The sequence below is a fragment of the Streptomyces ureilyticus genome, from assembly GCF_011045025.1.
Classification (GTDB): domain Bacteria; phylum Actinomycetota; class Actinomycetes; order Streptomycetales; family Streptomycetaceae; genus Streptomyces; species Streptomyces ureilyticus.
In genome coordinates this window covers 1-24,995 of the sequence record NZ_JAAKZX010000020.1, presented here as the reverse complement: position 1 = coordinate 24,995, position 24,995 = coordinate 1, and the positions used below count along the sequence as shown (strand labels likewise).

The following is a 24,995-nucleotide window of genomic DNA, read 5'->3' as shown; positions in this document are numbered from 1 at the left end:
GACAGCACGGACAGCAGAGAGGACCCGGATGTCCATCCCCCACAAACCGTCCGCCGTCACCCCCTTGCCCCCCGAGGAACTGACCCCGGAGGAACTGGGTTTCGACCCGGACGCCCTGCGCGAGAAGTACCGGGCCGAGCGTGACCGCCGGATCCGCCCCGACGGCAATCGGCAGTACCGGCCGCTCGTCGGCGAGTTCGCCTCGTACGCCGACGATCCGTACACCCGGTTCGTGCCCCGGGAACCGCTGCACGACCGGGTCGAGGCGCTGGTCGTGGGCGGCGGGTTCGGCGGTCTGCTGGCCGGTGCGCGGCTGCGGCAGGCGGGGGTGCGGGAGATCCGGGTCGTCGAGCAGGCCGGGGACTTCGGCGGCACCTGGTACTGGAACCGGTATCCCGGCATCCACTGCGACATCGAGTCGTACGTCTACATGCCGCTGCTCGAGGAGATCGGCTACGTCCCGAAATGGAAGTACGCGCCGGGCGAGGAGATCCGGCAGCACGCTCAGGCCATCGGGAAGCACTTCGACCTCTACGGCGACGCCTGCTTCCAGACACAGGTGACCGAACTGCGCTGGGACGAGGGCGAGTTGGAGTGGATCGTCGCCACCGACCGCGGCGACCGCATGCGGGCGAGATACGTGGTCGTGTCCAGCGGAACGCTCAGCCAGGCCAAGCTCCCCGGCATCCCCGGCATCGAGACATTCCGGGGGCACGCCTTCCACACCAGCCGCTGGGACTACGCGTACACCGGCGGCGACGCGAACGGGAACCTGCACAAGCTGGCCGACAAGCGGGTGGCGGTCATCGGCACCGGTGCCACCGCGATCCAGATCGTGCCGCATCTGGGACGCGACGCACGGCACCTGTACCTGTTCCAGCGCACTCCGTCCTCGGTGGACGTACGCGGTCAGCGCCCCACGGATCCGCAGTGGGCGAAGTCGCTCACTCCCGGCTGGCAGAAGCGCCGCAGGGAGAACTTCCTCCGGCTCGTCACCGGCGGTCAGGCGGACGAGGACCTGGTGAACGACGGCTGGACCTCCACCGCGCGGCTGCAGCAGAAGCTCATCCCGAGCGACAGCTATGCGGACGTGTCTCCCGAGGAGCGGGAACGGCTGTACGAGCTCGCCGACTTCCAGAAGATGAACGAGATCCGCGCCCGCGTCGACGCGCTCGTGGACGACCCGGCCACGGCCGAACTCCTCAAGCCCTGGTACCGCTACATGTGCAAGCGGCCCACCTTCAGTGACCACTACCTCGACACGTTCAACCGGCCCAATGTGACCCTGGTGGACACGGCCGACCATGGCGGGGTCGAGCGCATCACCGAGGACGCGATCGTGGTCGGCGGGAATGAGTACGAGGTCGACTCCGTCATCTTCGCCACCGGTTTCCAGGTCGGCGTCTCGGGGATCCTGTCCGGACTCGTCCCGGTGCACGGCCGTGGCGGTGCCGGCCTCCTGGAGACCTGGATGCAGGAGGGCCCGAAGACGCTGCACGGCTTTTACAGCCACGGCTTCCCGAACCTCTTCCAGCTCGGCCCGGTGCAGAACGCCAGCGCCGTCAACTACGTGCACATCCTGGACGAGCAGGCCACCCATGTGGCCGCGGTCGTCGGCGAGGCCCGCAAGCGGCGGGCCCGCTACATCGAGCCCAGCGCCGAGGCGGAGGCCGCCTGGGTGGCCACGATCCGGGAGAAGGCGGCCGACCTGCATGCCTTCCAGGCCGAGTGCACACCTGGCTACTACAACAACGAGGGCAGGCCGAGGAAGCGCAGCGAGTCGTACGGCGACGGGCCGGTCGCCTTCCACGAACTGCTCCGGCGCTGGCGCGAGGACGGCGGCCTGCGCGACGTCCTCGTCGAAGCCGAAGTCGAAGCCGAATGAGTCGGGCCGAAGGACAGGGGGAGTGGGGATGAGCATGCAGCCCAGCCGGTACGACGACACCGGCCGCCGGTCCGCCACGAGCAGCCGGTGGGACATGAGACGGCTCAACTGGCCGAGCCGGCTGTGGGGTTCGAACGGCGTGACCTTCGGCCCCGACGGGCGGCTGTACGTCGCGCAGTTCATCGCCGGGCAGATCAGCGCCGTGGACCCCGCCTCGGGGGACGTCGACGTCGTCGTGCCGCTGGACGGTCCGGTCCAGGCGCCGGACGACCTGGCCTTCGGGGCGGACGGCTCGATGTACATCGCGGACCTGACGCCGGGCCGGGTGTGGCGTCGCAGTCCGGAGGGCGAGTACACCCTGGTCTCCGACGAGGTGCAGGTGCCCAACGGCATCACCTGCGCCGGCGACCGCCTCTTCGTCAACGAGATGAAGATGGACGGCCGTCTGCTGGAGCTGTTCCCTGACGGCGGCGACCCGGTGGTGCTCACCGACGGGCTGATCTTCGGCAACGCGATGCAACTCGGCCCGGACGGCTACCTCTACTACCCGCACATGCTCACCGACCAGGTCTGGCGGATACCCCCCGACGGCGGCGCCCCCGAGCTGGTCGCCGAGGACGTGCACGAGCCGGTCGCGGTGCGCTTCGACCAGGGCGGGGTGATGACGGTGCTGTCCCGCGGCGAGGCCGGCATCGTGACCCGTATCGACCTCTTCGGCAGTGGCGACACGTCGATCGTCACCAGCGGTGTCGTCGGCCTGGACAACGCGGCCTTCGACGCCGAGAACCGCATGTTCGTCTCCAGCTTCGCCAGCGGCGGCGTCACGGAGATGAACCCCGACGGCCGGATCCGCGAGATCGTGCCCACCGGACTCGACGGCCCCTACGGAGTGACGATCGACCTCGGCGGCACGGTCTACGCCGCCGACCACTACCGCGTGGCACGCCCGGAGCCCACCGGCGACGGCGAACCGGGCGACGTGACCACACAGGAGCTGCTCATCTTCACCCACGGCATCACCGCCGCGGACGGACTCCTGCACCTCACCTCCCAGTACGGCAACGTCGAGACGTACGACCCCGTGGCGAAGACCAGGCGGCAACGGGCTGCCGGGCTGGACCAGCCGTTCGGCATCGCGGTGGGACCGGACGGCTCGCTCGTGGTCGCGGAGGCGGGCGCCGGCCGGGTCGTACGGATCGACGAGCGGGACGACTCCGTCACCGTGCTCGCGGAGGGGCTCGACCACCCGGTGGATGTGGCCTTCGACGCGGAGGGGCGCTGCTATGTCAGCGACGACCGGCGTGGGGCGGTGCTCCGGATCGACGAGGGGGGCGAAGAAGGGGTCGACGACGGGCCGGACGCCGGGAAGGCCGTGCTCCTCGCGGAGGGGCTGGGCGCACCGCAGGGGCTGGCCGCCCTGGGTGACGAACTGTTCACCGTGGACACCGAGCACCGCAGGCTGCTGGCGATCTCTCTCAGCACGGGCGACACCAGGGTCGACGCCGAGGACCTGGCGGTCGGCCTGCCTCCGGGGACCGGCCCCACCGAACGGCCCGCGCTGTTCACCCACGGCATGCCCGGATCGCCCGGCCAGTTCGCCGGTCTCGCCGTCACTCCGGAGGGTTCCCTGCTGCTGTCGGCCAACGGCGAGGGAAGCGTGCTTCGGCTGTCGCCCAGGCGGGCGCCATGAGAGGGAGCGCCGGAGCGCGGGCAACCGGCGGGGGACGGGCAGATTTAGTTGAGTTAGGCAAGAAGCTGGTAAAGTGATCCGTATGTCCACACCATCGCCGGCCACCACCCCCGCCTCCACGGAAGTGATGGAGATCGAGCGGGCGCTCACGCGCATCGCCTATCTCATGGGCCGAACGCGTCAGCACGACCGGCTCATGGCGCTGGCCGGAGTGCCGCTGGACCGCGCCGCCGTGGCCCTCCTGCGGCAGATCGGCGACTCCGAGCCGATGCGTCCCGGTGAGCTGGCGAACCGGCTGGCCGTGGAGGCCTCCCACGTGACCCGACAGGTGCAGCAGTTGGAGAAGGGCGGTTACGTCACCCGCGTACCCGACCCCGACGACCGCCGTGCCCAGCGCATCCAGATCACCGAGGCCGGCCAGGAAGCCGTCGACCGCATCCGCGAGATGAGCGCCCGCGGTATGCAGCTGGCCCTGTCCGACTGGTCACCCGAGGAACTTCAGAAACTCGCCACGCTCTTCCACCGCATGGTCGACGACTTCCTCTCGTACGCCGCCGAGATCGGCGCGGAAGAGGAAGCGGGGCCGGCGGCACGCAAGCCCTGACCTGGGGGCCGTACTGGCGGATCGGTGCGACCGGTCGCCCTCGATGACAGCCAGTTGACTGTCGGCGACAGCCGGTTGACATATCGGCGGCAGCCGGGTTGATGGGAAGCCACGAAGCCCTCATTCTGGGGCGTATGGAGCATGTCGCCGCTTCGGCGATTCTTGATGCACAGGGCACCGTGACGGGGTGGAGTGAGGGTGCCCGGAGGCTGACGGGATACGCGGCCGAGGAGGCCGTGGGCCGGGCTGCGGGGGAACTGCTCGCCGAGGACGTGCCGTCCGGCATCGTCGCCGCGCTGACGGGCACCGCCGTGCTGCGGCACCGGGACGGATCCCAGCTCGCGCTGGCCCTGAACGCGAGCCCCCTGCTGGGCGCGGACGGCGCGGCCACCGGATTCGTGGTCACCGCCGAGCCGTCCGACGGGCAGGGGCCCAGCCTCGCGGCGCAGGCCTTCGACCAGGCGTCCATGTCGATGTCGATCTTCGACACCCGGCAGCATTACCTGCGGCTCAACAACGTGGCCTGCCAGGTGATGGGGGTCCCGGAGGACACCCTGGTCGGCCGGTACTTCCCGGACACCGTGGAGGACGCCGAGCACAGCCGGGGCTTCGTGCAGCATCTGCGCCAGGTCGCCGAGACCGGCGAACCCGCCCACTACGAGAGCTTTACCCGGTCACCGTCCGGCACGCGGTACCACGCCTGGAACATCGAGATGTGGCCGGTACGGGACCTCTCCGGCGAGCTGGTCGGCACCGCCCTGGCGGCGTTCGACAGCAGCGAGCAGCACTGGGCCCGGCAGCGGCTGGCCCTGCTGAACGAGGCCGCCGCCTCCATCGGCACCACCCTGGACGTGGTGCGCACCGCCGAGGAACTGGTCGAACTCGTCGTCCCGCGCTTCGCCGACTTCGCCGGCGTCGACCTGCTCGACTGGGTCCTCGGAGCGGACGAACCGCCGACGACGCATCACTCCGATGTCGTGCTGCGCAGGGCAGCCCACCGGTCCGTCACCGCGGGCACACCGGAGGCGGCCGTCGAGCTGGGTGAGGCGGACACTTATCCGCCGTTCTCACCGCCCGCGCGAGCGCTGCTGGACGGACAGGCGGTGCTCAGCGGGGCCGGGGAGCCGGACTTCGACCGGTGGCTGAGCGGGCATGAGGCACGGGATGCCAAGGACCGTGAGTACGGCGTGCGGGTGCACTCGATGCTGGCGGTGCCGTTGCGGGCCCGTGGCACGACCCTGGGCGTCGCGGTCTTCGTACGGGCCGCCAATCCGGATGCGTACGCCGGTGACGATGTCGTTCTGTCCGAGGAGCTGGCGAGCCGGGCCGCCGTCTGCGTGGACAACGCCCGTCGCTTCGGCCATGAGCGGTCGACCGCGCTGGCCCTTCAGCACAGCCTGCTGCCACGGGGGTTGCCCGGGCAGGCGGCCGTGGAGGTGGCCCACCGTTACCTGCCGAGCGGTGCGGTCGCCGGGATCGGCGGCGACTGGTTCGATGTGATCCCGCTGTCCGGCAGCCGGGTCGCCCTGGTCGTCGGAGACGTCGTCGGGCACGGCCTCCAGTCGTCCGCGACCATGGGGCGGCTGCGTACGGCCGTACGGACCCTCGCCGACGTGGATCTGCCGCCGGACGAACTCCTCACCCACCTCGACGACTTGGTGACGCACCTGGCGACGGACGAGAGCACCACCGACGACGTCGCGGAGCTGGGGGCGACCTGTCTGTACGCGGTCTACGATCCCGTTTCGCGCCGGCTGACCGTCGCCGGTGCCGGGCATCCGCCGCCGGCCGTCCTGCTGCCCGACGGCACCACGCGGCTCGTCGAGATGTCCCCCGGACCGCCGCTCGGGGTGGGCGGACTGCCCTTCGAAGCGACCGAACTGGAGCTGCCCGAGGGCTCGTTGATCGCCCTCTACACGGACGGGCTGATCGAGGGACGGGACCGCGACCTCGACCAGGGCACCGCCGAACTGTGCCGTGCGCTGACCGTGCCCGCCGACTCGCTGGACGCCCTGTGCGACGCGGTGCTGAAGTCCGTACTCCCGCCGCAGCCCGCCGACGACGTGGCCCTGCTGCTGGCCCGCACCCGTGCGCTCGGCTCCTGCCAGGTGGCCACCTGGGACATCGAGCCGGACCCCGAAATCGTCGCCGCCACCCGGCAGTACGCCACCGACCAGCTCACCGAGTGGGGCCTGGACGAGACCGCCTTCGTCACCGAACTCGTCGTCAGCGAACTGGTCACCAACGCGATCCGGTACGGCGAACCGCCCATCCAACTGCGCCTGATCCGCGACCGCGCGCTGATCTGCGAGGTTTCCGACGGCAGCTCCACCTCACCGCATCTGCGCCGGGCGCACGTCTACGACGAGGGCGGCCGCGGTCTGCTGCTCGTCGCCCAGCTCACCCAGCGCTGGGGCAGCCGCCAGACCGTCAACGGCAAGACGATCTGGGCACAGCAGCCGCTGCCGCCGGGCTGACTCGCTCGCCTCGGCATATTGGAGGCGTGTTGTACTGGCCGCGTGAACTCCCAGAACTCCCACTGCTGTGCACCCGGCCGGTCGTCCTCCGAAACGGCACCCGCCGCGTCCGAGCCGTCGCCCGTTCCCGGCAGCGGTGCGGCGTCCGGCGGCTCCAGGGTGGCGCTGCCCGGCGGCACCTTCCATATGGGCGGTGAGGACGCGGACGCCAACCCAGGTGACGGTGAGGGCCCGGTCCGCGAGGTGACCGTCGGGCCGTTCGAGATCGACACCCGCTGTGTCACCAACGAACGCTTCGCCGCGTTCGTGGACGCGACGGGCTACCGCACCGACGCCGAGCGGTTCGGCTGGTCGTACGTCTTCGCCAGGTTCCTGCCGGGGGAGTTGCGCAAGGTGTCGCCGCGGCCGGAGGGCACGCCGTGGTGGTGCGGGGTCCAGGGCGCGTACTGGGCGGCGCCCGAAGGGCCCGGCAGCGAGCTCGACGGCCGCTGGGATCACCCGGTCGTCCATGTCTCCTGGGGCGACGCGCTCGCCTTCTGCCGGTGGGAGGGCTCCCGGCTGCCGACCGAGGCCGAATGGGAGTACGCGGCCCGTGGCGGACTCGACCAGAAGCGGTTCCCGTGGGGAGACGAGCTCACGCCGGGCGGCGAACACCGCTGCAACATCTGGCAGGGCCGCTTCCCGTTCCGCAACACCGCCGAGGACGGCTACAAAGGCACCGCCCCCGTCGACGCCTTCCCGCCCAACGGGTTCGGCCTGTTCAACACCTCCGGCAACGTCTGGGAGTGGTGCGCCGACTGGTGGGGCACCGACCACGGCACCGGGCCCCACGCCGACCCCAAGGGACCGGAGCAGGGCACGGCCCGCGTGATGCGCGGCGGCTCCTACCTGTGCCACGACTCCTACTGCAACCGCTACCGCGTCGCCGCGCGCACCAGCAACACCCCCGACAGCTCGGTGGGCAACCTGGGCTTTCGCTGCGTACGGGACCCGGCGAAGAGCTGACTCAGCCCTTGACGGCCGAGCTGGCGACGCCCTGCACGAACCACCGCTGGAAGAAGAGGAAGACGATCAGCACGGGCAGCACCAGGAGCACGCCGAAGGCGAGGATCTGACCCCAGTCCGGGGGCAGTTGTTCCTGGAAGACGCTCATCTCCAGCGGCAGCGGACGTACCGACGGGTCGGAGACCATCAGGACCGGCCACAGGAACGAGCCCCACTGCATGAGGAAGGTCAGGATCGCCACCGAGGCGAAGGCCGGCTTCGACATCGGGATGATGATCGCGAAGAAGGTGCGCCACGGGCCCGCGCCGTCGATGCGGGCGGCTTCCTCGATGCTCGGCGGGATCGTGCGGAAGAACGTGGCGAACTGGTAGACCGAGAAGGCGTTGGCGATGAACGGCAGCGCCAGGATGGGGAGCGTGTTGCGCTGGTCGTTGAACATGTAGAAGAGCGGGACCGCCACCGACTCGAACGGGATCAGCATCAGCAGCAGAACGAGGGTGAAGACGGCGTTCTGCCCGCGCCACTTCAGCCGTGAAAGACCGTACGCGGCCATGGAGTTGACGATGAGACCGCCTGTGACGACCACGAAGGCCAGCAGCAGCGAGATGCCCATGAAGCGCCAGAAGTAGCCGGTGCTGTCGGAGTTGAGGCTGTCGAGGACGGCTGTGTAGTTGTCGAACGACAGGTTGGTGGGCAGGAAGCCGGACAGACCGTTCAGGACTTCGTCGGACGGCTTGAGGCTGCCGATGAACAGGTAGATGACGGGCAGCGCGAAGATGAACGCCAGCACGGACAGGACGGCGTAGTCGAGGACGCGGCGCAGGGGTGTGCGGGTGAGGCCCGGGTTCATGCTCATGGATGCTCAGTCCTCGTTGTCGGGCCGGACGACGCGGCGCTGGATGAGGGTCAGGACGAGGACGATCAGGAAGAAGACGACGGTGATCGCGGACGCCTGGCCGATGTTGTTCTGGTCGAAGGCGGTGGTGACCGCCTGGTACATCACGGTGCGCGCGGCGTCCTCGTTGAGGCCACCGCCCTGGACCAGGACGTAGATCTGGTCGAAGACCCGGAAGGCGAACACCGAGGTGAGCAGGGCGACGAAGACGAGGGTGCCGCGGATGCCGGGGAGGGTGACATGGCGGAACTGCTGCCAGCGGGAGGCACGGTCGAGCTCGGCGGCCTCGTAGAGCTCACTCGGGATGCTCTGGAGTCCGGCGAGCAGGATGACCATCTGGAAGCCGACGCCCTGCCAGATGGAGAGGATGATGATCGAGATCATCGCGCTGGCGGAGTCGCCGAGCCAGTCGAAGGCGCCCCAGTTGCCGAAAGTCACCGCGTCCAGGGCGGAGTTGAGCATGCCCTGATCGCTGCGGGCGAGGATGAGCCGCCAGATCACGGCGACCAGCGCCATCGGGAAGACGACCGGCATGAAGAACAGGGACCGGAACACGCCGATCGCCTTGAGCTTACGGTTGAGCAGGATCGCCAGGCCGAGCGCCAGACCGGTCTGCGCGGGTACGACGACCACGGCGAAGGTCAGGTTGTTGAGCAGGGCCCGCAGGAACGGGCCGGACAGATCGGGGTCGGTGAACAGACGCCGGTAGTGCTCGATTCCGAACCAGGTCGGTTCCAGCGGGGAGCCGAGGCGGACGTTGTAGAAGGAGAGGACGACGGCGTAGCCGAACGGAATGCCTACGAACGCGATGAGCCCGACTACGGAGGGGGCGGACATGAGCAGTCCGTGCAACCAGTCGCGGTTCTTGCGCACAGAGCGCGCCGGACGCGCGGGTTCGACGGAGGTCACGGGTGGGGCCTGCTCCCGGGAATGGGGCGCGGCGTGCGCGGGTTCGACGGATTTCACGGGGGGTCCTGTTCCCGGCGGGGCGGGCGCGACGTGCGCGGCCCGCCCCGGCCGATGGGTCCTACGGGATCTCGTAGCCGGCGTTGTCGGAGAAGTCCTGGTCGATGGCCTTGGCGGCCTTGGACAGGGCGTCCTTCGGGTCGGTGCCGCCGTAGATCGAGTTGAGGGCCTCGGCGAACTTGGCGGTGACGGTGGGGTATCCGGCGGTCAGCGGCCGGGTGGTGGCGACGCAGGACTTGGAGATGTCGGTGTCGCCGCAGGGCTTGGCGAGCTGGTCGGCGAACAGCTGGAGCGGGCCGCCCTGCTTGTAGAGCTCGCTCGCGGCGAGCGCGGACTTGGTGGCGGGCGGGGCGCCGTTGGCCGTCGTCATGGCGCCGACGTTCTCGTCGTTCAGGAGGGTGTCCAGGAACGTGCCGGCGGCCTTGGCGTTCTTGGAGTCGGCGCCGATGCCCCAGGCCCAGGAGCCCTGACCGGTCTTGGGACCGTTGCCGAAGTCGGGCAGCGGAAGGACGACCAGGTCGTCACCGACGGCTTCGCTGTACGTGGGGTACATCCAGTGGCCGACCCAGCTCAGCGCCGCGCGGCCCTTGGCGAAGGCGTTGCCGTCGGTGTTGGGGTCGACGTCGGACTTCCAGGACTGGAGGGTCTTCAAGGCCGACACGGTTTCCGGCGAGTCGAGTGCGCCCTCCGCCTTGCCGTCCTTGAGGAGCGAACCGCCGGCCGACCAGACGATCGGGGAGAAGCCGTAGGTGCCCCACTCGGTGGCGAGCCCGCTGTTCTCCTGAACGTCGAGGACCTTGCCGTCGGAGTCCTTGCCCTTCAGGGCCTTGAGCGCGGCGGTGAACTCGTCCGCCGTCCAGGCGTCGTCCACGCTCGTCGGGTACTTCACGCCGGCCGCGTCCAGCAGCTTCTTGTTGCCGTAGATGCCCAGGCCCGAGTCGTACTGGCCCAGACCGTAGTGCTTGCCGTCGATCTCGCCCTGCGCCTTGATGGCGTCCGTGGCGTTGCTCAGGGTCTTGGCGGAGACGTAGTCGTCGATCGGGGCGAGCTTCTGGTTGAAGACGAAGTTCGCCATGGTCGGGCCGTCGAACTCCATCACGTCCGGCAGCTCCGAGGCGTCCGTCGTCGTGATGGTCTTGGTGTAGTCGTTGCCGGGGATCAGCTTCAGATCGACCTTGATGTCCTTCTGCGAGGAGTTGAAGGACTTCACCGCGTTCTGTATCGCGGTGTCCTCGCTCTTCTGGCCCTGGTGGGCCCAGACGCTGATGGTGCCCTTGCCGCTGCCCGCCTCCGCGGAGGTGTCGGTGCTGCCGCCCCCGCCACAGGCGGCCAGCGCCGCCAGGGGCAGGACGAGGGCCAGGCCCGTACTCGCTGTGCGGCGGACATTTCTGCTGGTCGAACTCATGGGCTGTGCCTTCCGTGCTGTGGCGAGGGTTTGCAGTGCGATGTGCTGACGTGCTGTCTGGGCGTGGGGGAGTGGGTCTCGAAGGGTGCGGGTTACTGCGGTCCGCGCGGTCTGGGAGGTGCGGTCGTCTCGCGCAGGACGAGACGGATGGGCATCTGCACCTGCTCCGTGGGTGGTTCGGCGCCGGGTTCGTCCAGCTGACGCAGCAGCAGCCTGGCCGCCTCGGCGCCCTGGTCGGCGACCGGCTGGGCGACGGTGGTCAGGCCGACCACGTCGGCGAGTTCGTGGTCGTCGAAGCCGACGACCGACACGTCCTCCGGGACCCTGAGCCGGTGGCGGCGCAGGGCGCGCAGGGCACCCATCGCCATCTCGTCGGACTGCGCGTACACGGCGGTCGGCGGGCGGGAGACGGCCAGCAGTTCGGTCATGGCCCGCTCACCGCCCTCGACGGTGTAGTCGCCGTCCGCCTCCAGAGCCGGATCGTGCTCGATTCCGGCGTCGGCCAGGACGTCCAGGTAGGCGTTGCGCCGATCGATGGGGGTGGTCCAGTGCAGCGGCCCGCTGGCTCCGCTGATCATGCCGATGCGGCGGTGGCCGAGGTTCACCAGATGCCGTACGGCGCTCTCGGTGCCGGCCCGGTCATCGATGCCGACGACGGTGAAGCCCGGCCGGGACCCGCCGACCGTGGTGGCCAGCGGCACCCCCAGTGAGCGCAGGGCCGCCGACTCCTCCTCGTCCGGGATGAGCAGCGTGAGCACCGCGTCCACCCGCTTGCGCACCGGCAGCCTGGTGAAGAAACGCTTGCGTATCTCCGGCGAACCCAGGTTGTACAGCAGCACGTCGTACCCGGCGGCGCTGAACTCACGCTCGGCGGCGTCCAGAACGGTGCCGAAGAACCAGCGGCCCACGTACGGAACCAGGACGCCGATGGTGAACGTACGGCCGCTGGCCAGGCTGGCGGCGGAGCGGGACGCGGTGTAGCCGAGCTGGGCGGCGACGGCCGTGATCTTGTCCCGCACCTCGTCGGAGACGCCCGACCGACCGCGCAGAGCGCGGGACACGGTGGACGCTGAGACGCCGGCGGCGCGGGCGACGTCGTTGATGCTGGCCGTCACGGCGCAGTTCCTCCCGTTGATTTCACGTCGGTGTGATGTGGGGGTGACGAGACCGTAAACCCGGCCTCGCTGTTGCGCAAGCGTTTGCGTTCAGATTTACTTGGGCCGATTCCAAAGTGAGTCCGCCTTGAATCGATGGTCAGCGCATGCGTTTGGGCGCTGTGAGCCGACAGGAACTGTGCATGCGATACGCCCCGCCAGGTCACTGCGTGAACGACTTCGCCCTGCTGCGGGACGAGGACGGCACCTACACGGTGCTGCACCTTCAGGGGCCCTGGACGGCCGAGTTCGATCACCTGCGGATGGAGACCTCGTACGGCCGGGCGACCTCCACCGATCTGGTCCACTGGCAGCCGCAGGGACCCGCCTTCGGCAACGGGCTGCCCGGCCGCTTCGACGCGCAGGCGGTGTGGACGATGCATCCGTTCCGGTACGGCGACGGAATGGCGATGTTCTACACGGGGGTGAGCGGTCTCCTGCCCGGCGGCACGCCGCTCCAGTCCGTCGGCCTCGCGTACTCCGACCGCACCGATGGCACGGGCTGGCGTCGCCACGGCACCGGGCCGGTCGCCGAGGCGGACCCGCGCTGGTATCGCACCGGCGAGCAGATGGGCTGGCGCGACCCCTTCGTCGTACGCGACGACGAGGGTGACGGCTGGGTCATGGCCGTCTGCGCCAGCGACGCCTCCCTCCCGGTGGAGGCCAGCGGCTGCGTGGCCCTCGCCACCTCCGAGGACCTGGAGCACTGGACCGTCCACCCGCCGCTCATCTCACCCGGTGACGTCGACGAGTTCGAGTGCCCGGTCCTGGAACGCCTCGACGACGGCAGTTGGCTGCTGCTCGGCTCCATCGGGCAGACCCGCTGCATCGAGGCGTGGACGGCCCCCCGCCTGCGCGGCCCGTGGACCCGCCGCGGCGCACTGGGCCCGACCGGCGCTTACGCCCCCAGGGTGATTCCCGCCCCCGACGGCTCCCGAGTCGTACTGCACACGACTCCCCGCCGTGTCGGCCTCAGCGACTCCGGGGAACGCTGCCGCGGCATGCTCGCCCAGCCCAAGTCCCTTGTGGTGCAAGGCGATTCAGCGCCCCATCTGGGATGGTGGTCCGGCTTGAACGCTTGGCTGGGCGAGGAGACCGACCACCCCGCCCTGCATGCGGTCGGCGACATCGGCATCTCCGGACCCGTCGAGATCACCCTGCGCACCGACGCACAGGGCACCGACCGTGCCGCCCTCGCCGTGGGCTGCGACGGCAAGAACCTCTGGGTCACCGGCCCCGACGGCACCCGGCTCGGCGAGACCATCCTGAGCGAACCCGCTAGTTCGCTGCGCATTCTCACCATTGGCGAGTACGTCGAGGTCTACGCCGACGGCGTCTTCGCCCTGACGGCCCTGTGCTACTCCGGCCACCCCACACCGTGGACAGCCGTCACCGAAGGACGCGAACGCCCCATCCCCATCCCCATCCCCGTTCGCCCGATCCGGCTGCCCGACCCGCACCGCGACGATGCCTCGGCAATCTGGCCCGGCGCCGTACCCCAGTGACAGCGAGACTCCGCGCCTGCTGACCGACATCCCGCACGCACCCGGAAAGGCCAAGCCATGAACGTCACCGCCGACGGTCTCCGCTTCCCCGACGGCTTCCTGTGGGGAGCCTCCACCGCCGCCCACCAGATCGAGGGCAACAACGTCAACAGCGACTGGTGGCAGACGGAACACGGCGGCGGCTCCGTCGCCGAGCCCAGCGGCGATGCGGTCGACAGCTACCACCGGTGGCGCGAGGACATGGATCTGCTCGCCGAACTCGGTTTCTCCGACTACCGCTTCAGCATCGAATGGGCCCGCATCGAACCCGCCGCCGGCCACTTCTCCCGGGCCGAGATCGCCCACTACCGACGCATGGTCGACGGCGCCATCGAACGCGGCCTGCGACCCATGGTCACCCTCCACCACTTCACCGTCCCGCGCTGGTTCGCCGAGCGCGGCGGCTGGACGGCGGACAGGGCGGTGGACCTGTTCGAGCGGTACGTGCGGGCGACCGCGCCGGTCATCGGCACCGGCGTGCGGCACGTGTGCACCATCAACGAACCCAATATGGTCGCGGTCGCCGGAGCCATCCGTGAGCTGGGCACCGAAGCACCCCCCACGGCGGGACTCCCGCTGCCCGACAAGGCCACCACCGACGCCCTGATCCAGGCACACCACCGCGCCACGGCCGTCGTCAAGGCGATCTCCGCCGACATCCAGGTCGGCTGGTCCATCGCCAACCAGGTCTACCAGGCCCTGCCCGGCGCCGAAGCCGCCACCGCCGCCTACAGCCACCCCCGCGAAGACGTCTTCATCGAGGCCGCCCGCGACGACGACTGGATCGGCGTCCAGTCCTACACCCGCACCAGGATCACCACCGACGGCCCCATCCCGGCGCCCGAGGACGCCGAACGCACCCTCACCGGCTGGGAGTACTACCCCAAAGCCCTCGGATACGCGCTGCGCCACACCGCAGAGATCGTCGGCGACGTCCCCCTGATCGTCACCGAGAACGGCATCGCCACGGGCGACGACAACCGCCGCATCGCCTACACCACCGGAGCGCTCCAGGAAGTCTCTGCCGCCCTGGAGGACGGCCTCGACGTACACGGCTACCTCCACTGGAGCGCCCTCGACAACTACGAATGGGGCTCTTACAAGCCCACCTTCGGCCTCATCTCCGTCGACCCCGACACCTTCGAACGTACTCCCAAGCCCTCGGCGGCCTGGCTCGGAGGACTTGCACGCACCGGAATGCTGCCGCGCGCCGGTCGCTGAGCATTCTCACGACCGGCGACTACGTCGAGGCCTACGCCGGCATCGTCTGCGCCCTGACGACAGGAGGCGACGTTCGCACGACCGTGCCGGGCTGCGCCTGCGGAGCTGCCCAGGAAGAGGGCCGTAACCCGTCCCCGGGCGGATGCGAGTGGCAGCGAAAGTTCCGAGTAGCGCAGCTCACGCGAAGGAATCGTTGACCGGATAGCAACCGGTTCCTAGATTGGGGTGCGTCTCAATACGGCGTAAGCGCGGACGGCGGGACCGTCACCGCTCACGTCGACTACGGCCAGCGCAACTTCTTGAGCGTCACCGAACTGCCCCGCGCGGCGGAGGCCCCGAGGCCCCCGCCGCGCGGCGGCGTCCAAGCCGCCCTTGGCGCAGCCGCCTTCGAGACACCTGAGTCATCTGTGAAAGGACCGGCATGACCTCGGGCCACCTCCGCAACCCCGTGCTGGCCGGATTCCACCCGGACCCGAGCATCCTGCGCGTCGGCGCGGACTACTACATCGCCATCTCGACCTTCGAGTGGTACCCGGGCGTGCCCGTGCACCGCTCGAAGGATCTCGTCCACTGGGAGCCGGCCGGTCACATCCTGGACCGCCCGGATCTGCTCGACCTGCGCGGAGTCGCCGACTCGGCCGGCGTCTGGGCGCCTTCACTGTCGTACCACGACGGGCAGTTCTGGCTGGTCTACACGATCGTCCGCACCATCGGGCGCCCCTTCAAGGACCTCGACAACTACCTGATCACGGCCCCGTCGATCGAAGGCCCGTGGTCCGAGCCGGTGTACCTGAACTCCTCCGGCTTCGACCCGTCCTTCTTCCACGACGAGGACGGCCGCAGCTGGCTGCTGAACATCCAGTGGGACCCGCGCGACGACCAGCCGTCCTTCGCCGGGATCCTGCTCCAGGAGTACGACGCCGACAAGCGGGCCCTGATCGGACAGCCCCGCACGATCCTCACGCAAGATGAGCTGGTCGAGGGCCCCAACGTCTACCGCCGGGACGGCTGGTACTACCTGATGCTCGCCGAGGGCGGCACCGGCTGGAACCACGGCATCCTCATGGCCCGTTCACGCGAGCTGACCGGACCGTACGAACTCGACCCGCTCGGCTCGCTGTTGACCACCCGGGACACCCCGGACTGGCCACTGCAGAAGGCGGGTCACGGCGAGCTGGTCGAGACGCCGGCGGGGGAGTGGTACCTCGCGCACCTGGCCTCCCGCCCCGTAAAGACGCCCGAAGGGCCGCGCTGCGTTCTCGGCAGGGAGACCTGCCTGCAGCGCGTGACCTGGACGGACGACGGCTGGCTTCGGCTGGCCGACGGCGGACGGCGGCCGAGCCTGGAGGTGCCGGCACCCACGGGGGTGGAGCCAGGACAGCCAGGCCCGGTCGCCGGGCCTCCGGCCCGTGACGACTTCAACTCGCCATCTCTGAAGGACGGTTGGAGTACGCTGCGGGCCCCCGCGACCTCCGAGTGGCTGACGCTCGGCGAACGCCCCGGGCATCTGCGGCTGCGCGGCCGGCAGAGTCCGCACTCGCTCTTCGACCAGAGCCTGCTCGCGCGGCGGCTCACTTCCGTGCGGTGCGAGGTGACGACGGTCGTCGACTTCCGCCCCTCCCACTTCAGCCAGCGCGCGGGCCTCATCTGCTGGTACGACACGTCGACGCACTACTACCTGCGCCTCACCCACACCGAGGGCAGGGGACGCGTCCTGGGCGTGGTGCTCACCGACGACGGGGCGTATCGGGAACTCCAGGAGTCCGAACTCGACGTCGACGACTGGCCGTTGGCGTACCTGCGGGCCCGCTTCGACGGCACGGAACTGCGTTTCTTCGCCTCGCCCGACGGGACGGACTGGCAGGCCGTGGGCCCGGTCCTGGACGCGAGCAAACTCTCCGACGACTACGGGAACCGGTTGCGGTTCACCGGTGCTTTCGTCGGAATCTGCGCACAGGACCTGGGCGGAACGCGCGCTCCGGCCGACTTCGACTGGTTCGAGGTGCGGGATCTGGACGGAGGGGACGGCAAGGACGGCGGGCAGGAGTAGGGATTCTCCGCCGGTAGTGCCTGGCGAACGCCTCGGCGGTCAGCGACGAAGTTACGTGGCTGACCGCCGAGTTGCGTTCCAAAGACTTGGTTACTTGAGTGCGCCCAGGGTGACGCCGCTCCGCCAGTAGCGGCGCATCGCGACCATCATGATCGCCATCGGGATGATGGACAGCAGCGCGCCCGTCAGGACGAGGCTGGTCACGTCGATGCCCGACTCCAGGCGCTTGCCGGACCAGTTGTACAGGCCCAGGTTGAGCGTCCAGTTCTCCTCGCCGCGCAGCACGGTCAGCGGGAGGAAGAAGGCGTTCCAGGTGTTGACGAAGGCCAGCAGGAACACCGTCGCACCGCCCGTGGTCATCATCCGCAGCACGATGCTGAAGAAGATCCGCAGCTCCCCGGCGCCGTCGATCCGGGCCGCCTCAAGCAGCTCGAACGGGATCGTGGCCTCGGTGTAGACCTTGGCCAGGTACACGCTGAACGGGTTGATCAGGCAGGGGATCAGCATCGCCCAGGGGGTGTCGACCAGGCCGATCTCCGAGAACATCAGGTACAGCGGCAGGGTGAGCAGCGCGATCGGGATGAGGAAGGAGCCCACCACGGCCGCGAACACCACGCCCCGCCCGGGGAAGTCGAAGCGGGCAAGGCCGTAGCCCGTGAGAAGGGCGATGAGAGTGCCGCCGAGAGAGCCGACTCCCGCGTACAGGAACGAGTTGGCGGTCCAGCGCAGGAAGATGCCGTCGTCGTAGGTGAACACCTGCTGCAGGTTCTCCCACAGGTGGAAGCCGGAGAACCACAGCCCGTTGCTCTGGTACAGCCCCACGCGGTCCTTGGTCGCGGCGATGATCAGCCAGTACACCGGGAACAGGCTGTAGACGCTGGCCAGGACCAGACCGAGGAGGAGGAACCGCTGCCCGCCCCGTGAACGGGCCGCGGGGTCGAGGCGGGTGCGCCGCCGCATGGCGGGCCCGTTGGGTGGCACGGCGGCGGTTTCCGTGCCCTTTTCCTTACGGTTTTCCGTCAGCGCCATCAGTCCACCTCCCTCGAGGTCAGTCGGTAGAAGACGAAGGACGCCACGCCGAGGATCAAGGCGAGGAGCACCGAAAGGGCCGCGGCGTAGTGGTAGTTGCCGGCGTTGAACGCCTGGTTGTAGATGATCATGATGGGGGTGAAGCTGTCGCTGACCGTCTGCGGCGTCACGTTCCTGAACAGCGCGGGCTCGTTGAAGATCTGCAGCATCTGGATGATCGACAGCAGAGCGGTGAGGACGAGCGCCCCGCGCACGAACGGGATCTTGATGCTCCGCGCGATCCGCATCTCGGAGGCGCCGTCGAGCCGCGCGGCCTCGAAGAGCTCGCGGGGTACGCCCTGGAGCGCCGCGTAGATGATCACCATGTTGTAGCCGATGCCGTGCCAGGTCAGCAGGTTGCCGATGGCCGGCCAGACCATCGAGGGCGCGAAGAAGTTCCAGTCGAAGCCGAACAGCTCGCCGAGTGGCGTCAGCGGGCCGACCTCGGGGCTGTACAGGTTGACCCACACGATGGCCGCGACCACGCCGGGGATCATGTACGGAACGAGCAGCAGGATCCGGAACCGGCCGGCCACCTTCGAGGTGACCGCGTCCAGGAACAGCGCCAGCACCAGGCTGATCAGCAGCATGAACGGGATCTGGACGCAGGCGAACAGCACCACCCTGAGGATGGACGTCATGAACGCCGAGTCGGTCAGGCCCTGCTGGTAGTTCTCCAGCCCGACGAACTCCCTGGTCGCGCCGCCGAGACCGAGCCCTGACTGCTTCTGCAGGAACAGCGACTGGTAGACCGCGTAGCCGATCGGAAGCAGATAGAGGAAGACGAAGCCGAGCTGGAAGGGCACCGTGAACGCGGCACCCTTCCAGCGCAGTGAGCGAATCATGAAGTGTGCCTCAGCCCTTGACGCTGATGCCGCGCTGCTTCAGGTCGTTGACCGTCCACTGCTGCATGTGGTCGAGAAGGTCGGTGACCTTCTGCTCCTTGTTGACGACCTTGGCCCACTCGTCCTGCATCTCCGTGAACATCGCGGTCCAGTTCGGGCCGAAGGTCCAGTCGGTGTTGATGGTGCTCAGGCTGTCCGTGACGATCTTCTTGGCCGGCTCGTAGTTCTTGCCGAGCAGCTTCTCGGAGATCGCCTCGGAGACGTACGCGTCGCTGTCGGCCAGCGCCGGCATCACACCGCTGCCGGTCTCGGGGCTCGCCATGGTCTTGACCGCGCCGGCATCGGTGGACATCCACAGCGCCGCCTCGGCGGCCTGCTCCTTGTTCTTGCACTCCTCGGACACCAGCGTCAGGTTGCCACTCTGGTTGGTGCCGGCCGGAGTCTTGGGCGCCTCGCCCTTGAAGGCCGGCCAGGGGGACAGCGCCCAGTCGCCGAAGGACTTGGTGAAGTTCTGCACCATGCCGGACATCTGCCAGGTGGAGATCTGCCGGGTCGCGGTGCCGCCGTTGTCGTAATTGCGCTGCACGGCCGCGTAGTCGGCGAACGAGAGCTTGGAGTTCAGGTCGTTGTCGATGATCTGCTGGATCACGTCGGCGGCCTTGAGGGTTCCCTCGTCCTTGAAGTTCACCGCCCAGGCGTCGCCGTCGACGGAGTACCACTTGGCTCCGGCCTGCATGGCGAGCACCTCGAGGGTGCTCGGGTCCTCACCGGCGTAGTTGGTGACCTTTATGTCGTGCTTCTTGAGTTCCTTGCCCGCGGCGATGAAGTCGTCCCAGGTCTGGGGCGGCTCCAGGTCGTACTTCTCGAAGAGGTCGGTGCGGTAGATGGTGAAGGCGGGCGCCGAGGCGGTGGGAACGCCGTAGACCTTGCCCTGCACTTGGCCGGTGGCCCACGAGCCGGGGTTGAACTTGTCCTTCTCGCCCTCGACGTACTCGGTGATGTCGGCGAGCGCGCCCTGGGAGACCCAGCTGGTCACGTACTCGCCGGTGTTCTGCATCAGACAGGGAGGGTTGCCGGCCTTGACGGCGTTCGTCAGCTGCTTCTGCATGGTCAGCTGGTCGGTGACCTTGGTGTACTTCAGCTGGACGTCCTTGTGGCTGGCGTTGAACGCCTTCACGACGGCCTCCTGGCCGTTGGCCCAGCCCCAGAAGTCGAGGGTGACCGGACCGGAGGCCTCGGCGGGCTCATCGTCTCCGGATCCGCCGCAGGCGGCGAGCAGACCTGTCAGGGCGATGCCCGCGACAGCGGCGCGAGCGAACCTTCTCCGGGGGTTGGTGAAGTTCATCGTACGGTCATCCTTCGAGGCGTAGACGATCGCGGAAGAGGGGTGGCTCGGTGGGGCGACGGCGAGCGGGGAAGACGTCGGCTCGTGTCTCGGAAACCCTCTGGCGGAAGCTGTAGAAAACGGTTGCTGTGAAACGTAGGTCGACTGCTCTGTTTCCCGCAAGAGTCCGACGGCAAATTGTTAAGTTCGGTTGTCGCTGACGTGGCGGTCTTTCGCGGTCGCGTCCCACCCGCGCATCGCAGCGAAAGCACAGGTCAGCGGTGCGCAAGCGGAGGCCTGCGGCGCTCTGGGAGCGCTACTGAGCGTCTTCGAACAACATGGAAGGCGTTTACGTAACAGCAATCATGAGAGCAGTTACGACTGCCGTACTGGGGGTGTCTCCCAGGCCCTTAAGACACCGGGGGAGGCTGGACGGACTGCCGTACGACGACGTGCGTGCCCAGCACCACATGGTCGCCGTCACCGCCCCTGCGGCGGCCGCCGCCGCTCTCGCGCCGGTTGGCCACCGCACGCAGCGCCACGCGGCCCATCTCCTCGTACGGCACGTGGACGGTGGTCAGTTGGGGGGTGAGCTGCGAGGCCAGCGGGATGTCGTCGTAGCCGACGATCGACACGTCCTCGGGCACCCTGAGCCCACCCGCACGCAGGGCCTGCATGGCACCCGCGGCCACCACGTCGGTGCCCGCGAGCACCGCCGTGAAGTCAAGGCCGAGGCGCAGGCTCTCCTCGACGGCGTCGTACCCGTGCTCGTAGTCGTACGGGCCGTGCAGCACCAGCTTCGGGTCGAAGGGCACGCCGTACGCCTCGAAGGCCCGCCGGGCGCCGTTCAACCTGCCCTGGGCGGTGGTGAGTTCGGCATGGCCCGGCAGCACCAGGACGCGGCGGTGACCGGCGGACAGGAGGTGGCTGGCCATGGCGTACGCGCCGCCCTCGTTGTCGTAGTCCACGGTCGTCGCCGGTACGTCGCCCTCCAGCGGAGGCCTGCCCACCAGCACGAGGTGCGAGCCTGCCGCGTCCAGGGAGCGGGCGAAGCGGGCCATCCTCAGCTGGTACTCGTCGTAGTCGTACGCGCCGCCGAGCAGTATCACCGCGGTGACGCCCTGCTGGCGCATCAGGTTGACCAGGGCGAGTTCGCGTTCCGGATCGTCTCCGGTCGTGCCGACCAGCGAGAGCCAGCCGCGCAACGAGGCCGCGCCCTCGACTCCCTTGGCCACGTGGGTGAAGGCGGCACCGGTGATGTTGTTGATGAGGATGGCCACCGTCGGTGTGCCGCCGCCGGCGAGTGAGCGGGCGTGGGCGTTGGTGACGTAGTCCAGGTCCTGGACCACCTTCATCACGCGGCGGCGCAGCTCTTCCGACACCGGATAGTTGCCGGACAGGACGCGCGACACGCTGGCCACCGAGACGCCCGCCCGTGCGGCCACGTCCCGGATGGTGGCCCGTCCGGAGTCACCCGACGCTGTGCGCTCGCTCACCGTTGCGGCTCCTTCACCGTAGTGACTCCCGACCGGACACCCAGGGCGCCTGCCCTGGGCCGGTGCGGGAACCGTATCCCATTGTTTCTCCGAGGCGGTGGCTGGTGCCCGGGGCCGGGATCATGCGACACGGGCCAGATCCGCATGCCGCACCTCGTGGGCCGGAGGCAGGCCCGCGGAAACGCGTTCCAGCTCCTCGACGACGATGCCGCCGAGGCGGGCCAGCTCATTGCCGAGGGAGCCGGCGATGTGCGGGGTGAGGAAGACGTTGGGGAGCTTGTACAGCGGGGATTCGGCGGGCAGCGGTTCGGGTTCGGTGACGTCCAGGACCGCGCTCAGGCGGCCGCTCGTCAGTTCGTCGGCGAGCGCGTGGGGGTCGACCAGGGCTCCGCGGGAGGTGTTGATCACCACTCCGCCGTCCCTGATGAGGGCGAGCTTTTCGCGGTCGAGCATGCGGTGGGTCTCGGGGATGTCGGGGGCGTGCAGGCTGACGATGTCGCTGCGTCTGAGCAGGTCCTCGAGCGACAGCAGTTCGGCGCCCAGCGCCGCCGCTTCGTCCGCGTCCACATAGGGGTCGTACAACGCGACGGACAGGTCGAAGGGCCGCAGCAGCTCCAGCAGCCGGCGGCCCACGCGGGAGGCGCCGATGATCCCCACCCGGCGGCCGAGGTTGCCCGTGGCCGCGGTCTCGGCGGTGGACGGGTAGGCGTGGGTGTCCCGGAAGCGCTCGCGGTGCGCGAAGGTGTCCTTTCCGGCGAGCAGGATCATGGAGAGGGTGTACTCCGCGACCGGCAGCGCGTTGCCGGTCACCGCGCTGGAGACGGTGAGCCCTCCTTTCCACAGCGCCTCGCCGACCAGTGAGCGGACGGAGCCCGCGGCGTGCAGGACGGCGCGCAGGTTCGGGGTCGCGGCGAGGACGTCCTCATCGAGGTGGGGGCAGCCCCAGCCCGTGATGAGCACCTCGGTCCTGGCCAGTGCCGCGGCGGCCTTGGGGGCGGTGAAGTCCTGTACGACGAGCGAGGTGTCGATCTCGGCGACCTGCTGGAGCCGTGCCATGAGCGGCGGAGGAAAGAGCAGAGGGAGGTGCACCGGATCCATGGCGAACACGGCCCTCGGCAGCTGGGCGCTGGACATGACTCTCCTGAGGTGCTGGGAAACGTTTTCTGAAAGCGTCTTCTACCGTAAGTCTGACGCATAGGGCGGTCAATGCGCAGGGTGATCCCTGGGGCCGGTGGTTTCCGATGTTGTCGGGCGTGTACGCAAGCGTCGCGGCAGGGCGGCGTAGCAGCTAGTGCGGTGTATCTGCCGCAACAGAACGATCAGTTCGCCAGCTGCTGTCGATGGTGACGGGACCTTTGAATCTCGTCGTAATCGGTTACTCCAACCGGTTGGCGCGAGCCGGGCCAGACTCTGCGCGGCGCACCGTTCGGCTCACCACTCGGCGAAGGAACCGTCTCCGTGGCGCCAGATCTGGTTGCGCCAGCGGTGGCCCTCGGACGCGGCCCTGCGTACCGCCTCCTCGTCGATCTCGATACCGAGGCCGGGCCCGGGCGGGGGCGTGACGTGGCCGTCGGCGTAGTGGAAGGCGGCCGGGTCGACGAGGTGGGACAGGAGCGGGTTGTCGTACGGGGCGTGCAGGGCCAGGCTCTGCTCCTGGATGAGGAAGTTCGGGGTCGCGAAGTCGATGTGCAGACTCGCGGCGAAGGCGATGGGCCCCAGCGGGCAGTGCGGGGCGAGGGCCACGTCGTACGCCTCGGCCATCGCGGCGATGCGGCGTACCTCGGAGATGCCGCCCGCGTGCGACAGGTCGGGCTGGGCCACGGCTATCCCGGTGGGCAGTACGTCCCTGAAGTCCCAGCGGGAGTAGAGGCGTTCACCGGTGGCGAGGGGGACGGCGGTCGCGGCGGCCAGTGGGGCGAGGTCGCGGGAGAACTCGGGCAGCACGGGCTCCTCGACGAACAGCGGCAGCAGCGGCTCGACCAGCGGCAGGGTGCGGCGGGCCATACCCGTGGAGAGGCGGCCGTGGAAGTCCACGGCGATGTCCACGTCCCAGCCGACCGCCTCGCGCAGCGCCGTGAGCCGGGCGACGATCCCGCGGACGGCGGCCGGGGTGTCGAGGTGGCGCAGCTGGTCGGAGGCGTTCAGCTTGACCGCGTCGTAGCCCTCCGCGACGGCCTGGTGCGCCGAGTCGGTCAGTTCGCTCGCTGTGGCGCCGCCGAGCCAGCGGTAGACGCGGACGCGGTCCCGTACCGGGCCGCCGAGCAGCTCGTACACGGGTACGCCGAGGGCCTTGCCCTTGATGTCCCACAGGGCCTGGTCGATGCCGGCCAGCGCACTGGACAGGACCGGGCCGCCCCGGTAGAAGCCGCCCTTGGCGAGCACCTGCCAGTGATCCTCGATGCGGCGCGGATCGGTGCCGATGAGGAGGTCGGAGACTTCGGCGACGGCCGCGGCGACCGTTTCGGCGCGGCCCTCGACGATGGGTTCGCCCCAGCCGACGATGCCCTCGTCGGTTTCGATCCGGAGGAACAGCCAGCGTGGCGGGACACGGAATGTCTCCATCTTGACGATCTTCATGGGGCCTCTCTGGTCGGGCGGGGTCGCCGCGTGGTCTCAGGACCGGATGCTCCAGCCGCCGTCCACGGGCAGGGCGGCGCCCGTGATGAACCCGGCCTCCGGCGAGGCCAGGAACGCGACGGCGGCGGCGACCTCCTCCGGTTCGCCGAATCTGCCGAGGACCGTGCGCGCGGCCTCGGCGCGCCGGCTCTGCTCGGGGGTACGGCCCCACTGGGGGGTGGCGATCGGGCCCGGCGTCACCGCGTTGACGCGCAGGTGCGGGCCGTACTCCACCGCCAACTGCCGTACCAGCGCTTCCAGTCCGCCCTTCGCGGCGGCGTACGCGGTGAAACCCGGGGCGCCCGTGCGCCCGTGCACGGAGGAGACGGCGACGACGCTGCCACGGGCCGCGAGCAGGGGCGCGTGCAAGGCCCGCACTCCGAGGTAGGTGGCTTTCAGGCAGACGTCGACGACGCGGTCCCAGTCGTCCTCGGCCAGCTCGTGCGCGGCGCCCACGATCAGCGCGTACGCATTGCTGACCAGGACGTCGACCCGCCCGTACTCGCCGAGCACGACCTCGGCCAGCCGCCGCCAGTCGGCCGCGACGGCCACGTCAGAGCGCACGTGGCGGGCACGCTGCCCCCGCGCCCTGATCTCAGCGGCCACGCGCTCGCCCGCCGCGTCATCGATATCCGCGATGACCACGGCGGCCCCCTCCGCGGCGAGCCGCCGAGCACAGGCCGCGCCGATACCGCTGCCGCCGCCGGTGACGATGGCTACCTTGCCTTGGAAGCGGGTGGGGGTGGGGGC

At 69.3% G+C, this 24,995-nt stretch carries 19 protein-coding genes; 8 read left to right on the top strand and 11 right to left on the bottom strand.

Annotated elements, in window-relative coordinates:
- Nucleotides 1-28 precede the first annotated feature (28 nt).
- The 5 genes from G6048_RS09265 (at nt 29) to G6048_RS09245 (ending at nt 7,661) form a co-directional block, all read left to right on the top strand.
- The gene (locus G6048_RS09265) at nt 29-1,885 is read left to right on the top strand and encodes a flavin-containing monooxygenase (RefSeq protein ID WP_165338981.1); all 1,857 of its coding nucleotides are present in this window, start codon (nt 29-31) and stop codon (nt 1,883-1,885) included.
- A 28-nt stretch (nt 1,886-1,913) separates the two neighbouring features.
- Nucleotides 1,914-3,575 carry an SMP-30/gluconolactonase/LRE family protein gene (locus G6048_RS09260; protein ID WP_235989555.1) on the top strand — a complete coding sequence of 554 codons (1,662 nt, stop codon included), beginning with the start codon at nt 1,914-1,916 and terminating at the stop codon, nt 3,573-3,575.
- Nucleotides 3,576-3,657: 82 nt separating this feature from the next.
- Nucleotides 3,658-4,179 (top strand): MarR family winged helix-turn-helix transcriptional regulator, encoded by a 522-nt coding sequence (locus G6048_RS09255; protein ID WP_165338980.1) that lies wholly within the window; start codon nt 3,658-3,660, stop codon nt 4,177-4,179.
- A 134-nt stretch (nt 4,180-4,313) separates the two neighbouring features.
- Nucleotides 4,314-6,656, top strand: a complete 2,343-nt coding sequence (locus tag G6048_RS09250) for a SpoIIE family protein phosphatase (RefSeq protein WP_165338979.1) — start codon at nt 4,314-4,316, stop codon at nt 6,654-6,656.
- Between the two features lie 42 nt (nt 6,657-6,698).
- Nucleotides 6,699-7,661, top strand: a complete 963-nt coding sequence (locus tag G6048_RS09245) for a formylglycine-generating enzyme family protein (protein ID WP_165338978.1) — start codon at nt 6,699-6,701, stop codon at nt 7,659-7,661.
- Nucleotide 7,662: 1 nt separating this feature from the next.
- Here G6048_RS09245 and G6048_RS09240 read toward each other — a convergent pair whose 3' ends face one another.
- The 4 genes from G6048_RS09240 to G6048_RS09225 all read right to left on the bottom strand — a co-directional run bounded on the left by G6048_RS09240 (nt 7,663) and on the right by G6048_RS09225 (nt 12,042).
- A complete protein-coding gene (locus tag G6048_RS09240) occupies nt 7,663-8,517 on the bottom strand; it encodes a carbohydrate ABC transporter permease (RefSeq protein ID WP_165338977.1) in 855 nt (284 codons plus the stop codon).
- A gap of 6 nt (nt 8,518-8,523) precedes the next feature.
- Complete coding sequence (locus G6048_RS09235; protein ID WP_165338976.1) at nt 8,524-9,522, bottom strand: carbohydrate ABC transporter permease; 999 nt, start codon at nt 9,520-9,522, stop codon at nt 8,524-8,526.
- A gap of 61 nt (nt 9,523-9,583) precedes the next feature.
- Nucleotides 9,584-10,927 carry an ABC transporter substrate-binding protein gene (locus G6048_RS09230; RefSeq protein ID WP_165338975.1) on the bottom strand — a complete coding sequence of 448 codons (1,344 nt, stop codon included), beginning with the start codon at nt 10,925-10,927 and terminating at the stop codon, nt 9,584-9,586.
- Nucleotides 10,928-11,019: 92 nt separating this feature from the next.
- Nucleotides 11,020-12,042 carry a LacI family DNA-binding transcriptional regulator gene (locus G6048_RS09225; protein ID WP_165338974.1) on the bottom strand — a complete coding sequence of 341 codons (1,023 nt, stop codon included), beginning with the start codon at nt 12,040-12,042 and terminating at the stop codon, nt 11,020-11,022.
- Nucleotides 12,043-12,224: 182 nt separating this feature from the next.
- Here G6048_RS09225 and G6048_RS09220 point away from each other — a divergent pair, with 182 nt between their 5' ends.
- The 3 genes from G6048_RS09220 (at nt 12,225) to G6048_RS09210 (ending at nt 16,896) form a co-directional block, all read left to right on the top strand.
- Nucleotides 12,225-13,586, top strand: a complete 1,362-nt coding sequence (locus G6048_RS09220) for a glycoside hydrolase family protein (protein WP_165338973.1) — start codon at nt 12,225-12,227, stop codon at nt 13,584-13,586.
- A gap of 57 nt (nt 13,587-13,643) precedes the next feature.
- Nucleotides 13,644-14,846 carry a glycoside hydrolase family 1 protein gene (locus G6048_RS09215; protein WP_165338972.1) on the top strand — a complete coding sequence of 401 codons (1,203 nt, stop codon included), beginning with the start codon at nt 13,644-13,646 and terminating at the stop codon, nt 14,844-14,846.
- Nucleotides 14,847-15,267: 421 nt separating this feature from the next.
- Complete coding sequence (locus G6048_RS09210; protein WP_165338971.1) at nt 15,268-16,896, top strand: glycoside hydrolase family 43 protein; 1,629 nt, start codon at nt 15,268-15,270, stop codon at nt 16,894-16,896.
- 90 nt (nt 16,897-16,986) lie between these two features.
- Here G6048_RS09210 and G6048_RS09205 read toward each other — a convergent pair whose 3' ends face one another.
- The 7 genes from G6048_RS09205 to G6048_RS09175 all read right to left on the bottom strand — a co-directional run.
- The gene (locus G6048_RS09205) at nt 16,987-17,925 is read right to left on the bottom strand and encodes a carbohydrate ABC transporter permease (RefSeq protein WP_408056126.1); all 939 of its coding nucleotides are present in this window, start codon (nt 17,923-17,925) and stop codon (nt 16,987-16,989) included.
- Nucleotides 17,925-18,809, bottom strand: a complete 885-nt coding sequence (locus tag G6048_RS09200) for a carbohydrate ABC transporter permease (RefSeq protein WP_165338970.1) — start codon at nt 18,807-18,809, stop codon at nt 17,925-17,927. The genes G6048_RS09205 and G6048_RS09200 overlap by 1 nt, the downstream gene beginning before the upstream one ends.
- Before the next feature lie 10 nt (nt 18,810-18,819).
- Complete coding sequence (locus G6048_RS09195; protein ID WP_165338969.1) at nt 18,820-20,154, bottom strand: ABC transporter substrate-binding protein; 1,335 nt, start codon at nt 20,152-20,154, stop codon at nt 18,820-18,822.
- A 389-nt stretch (nt 20,155-20,543) separates the two neighbouring features.
- Nucleotides 20,544-21,629, bottom strand: coding sequence for a LacI family DNA-binding transcriptional regulator (locus tag G6048_RS09190; protein ID WP_165338968.1), 1,086 nt, complete (start codon nt 21,627-21,629; stop codon nt 20,544-20,546).
- Nucleotides 21,630-21,749: 120 nt separating this feature from the next.
- A complete protein-coding gene (locus tag G6048_RS09185; RefSeq protein ID WP_206341377.1) occupies nt 21,750-22,763 on the bottom strand; it encodes a hydroxyacid dehydrogenase in 1,014 nt (337 codons plus the stop codon).
- Nucleotides 22,764-23,060: 297 nt separating this feature from the next.
- Nucleotides 23,061-24,206 (bottom strand): galactonate dehydratase, encoded by a 1,146-nt coding sequence (dgoD, locus tag G6048_RS09180; protein WP_165338967.1) that lies wholly within the window; start codon nt 24,204-24,206, stop codon nt 23,061-23,063.
- Between the two features lie 36 nt (nt 24,207-24,242).
- Nucleotides 24,243-24,995: SDR family NAD(P)-dependent oxidoreductase (locus tag G6048_RS09175; RefSeq protein WP_206341376.1), on the bottom strand; the 753-nt coding region annotated here is incomplete at its 5' end.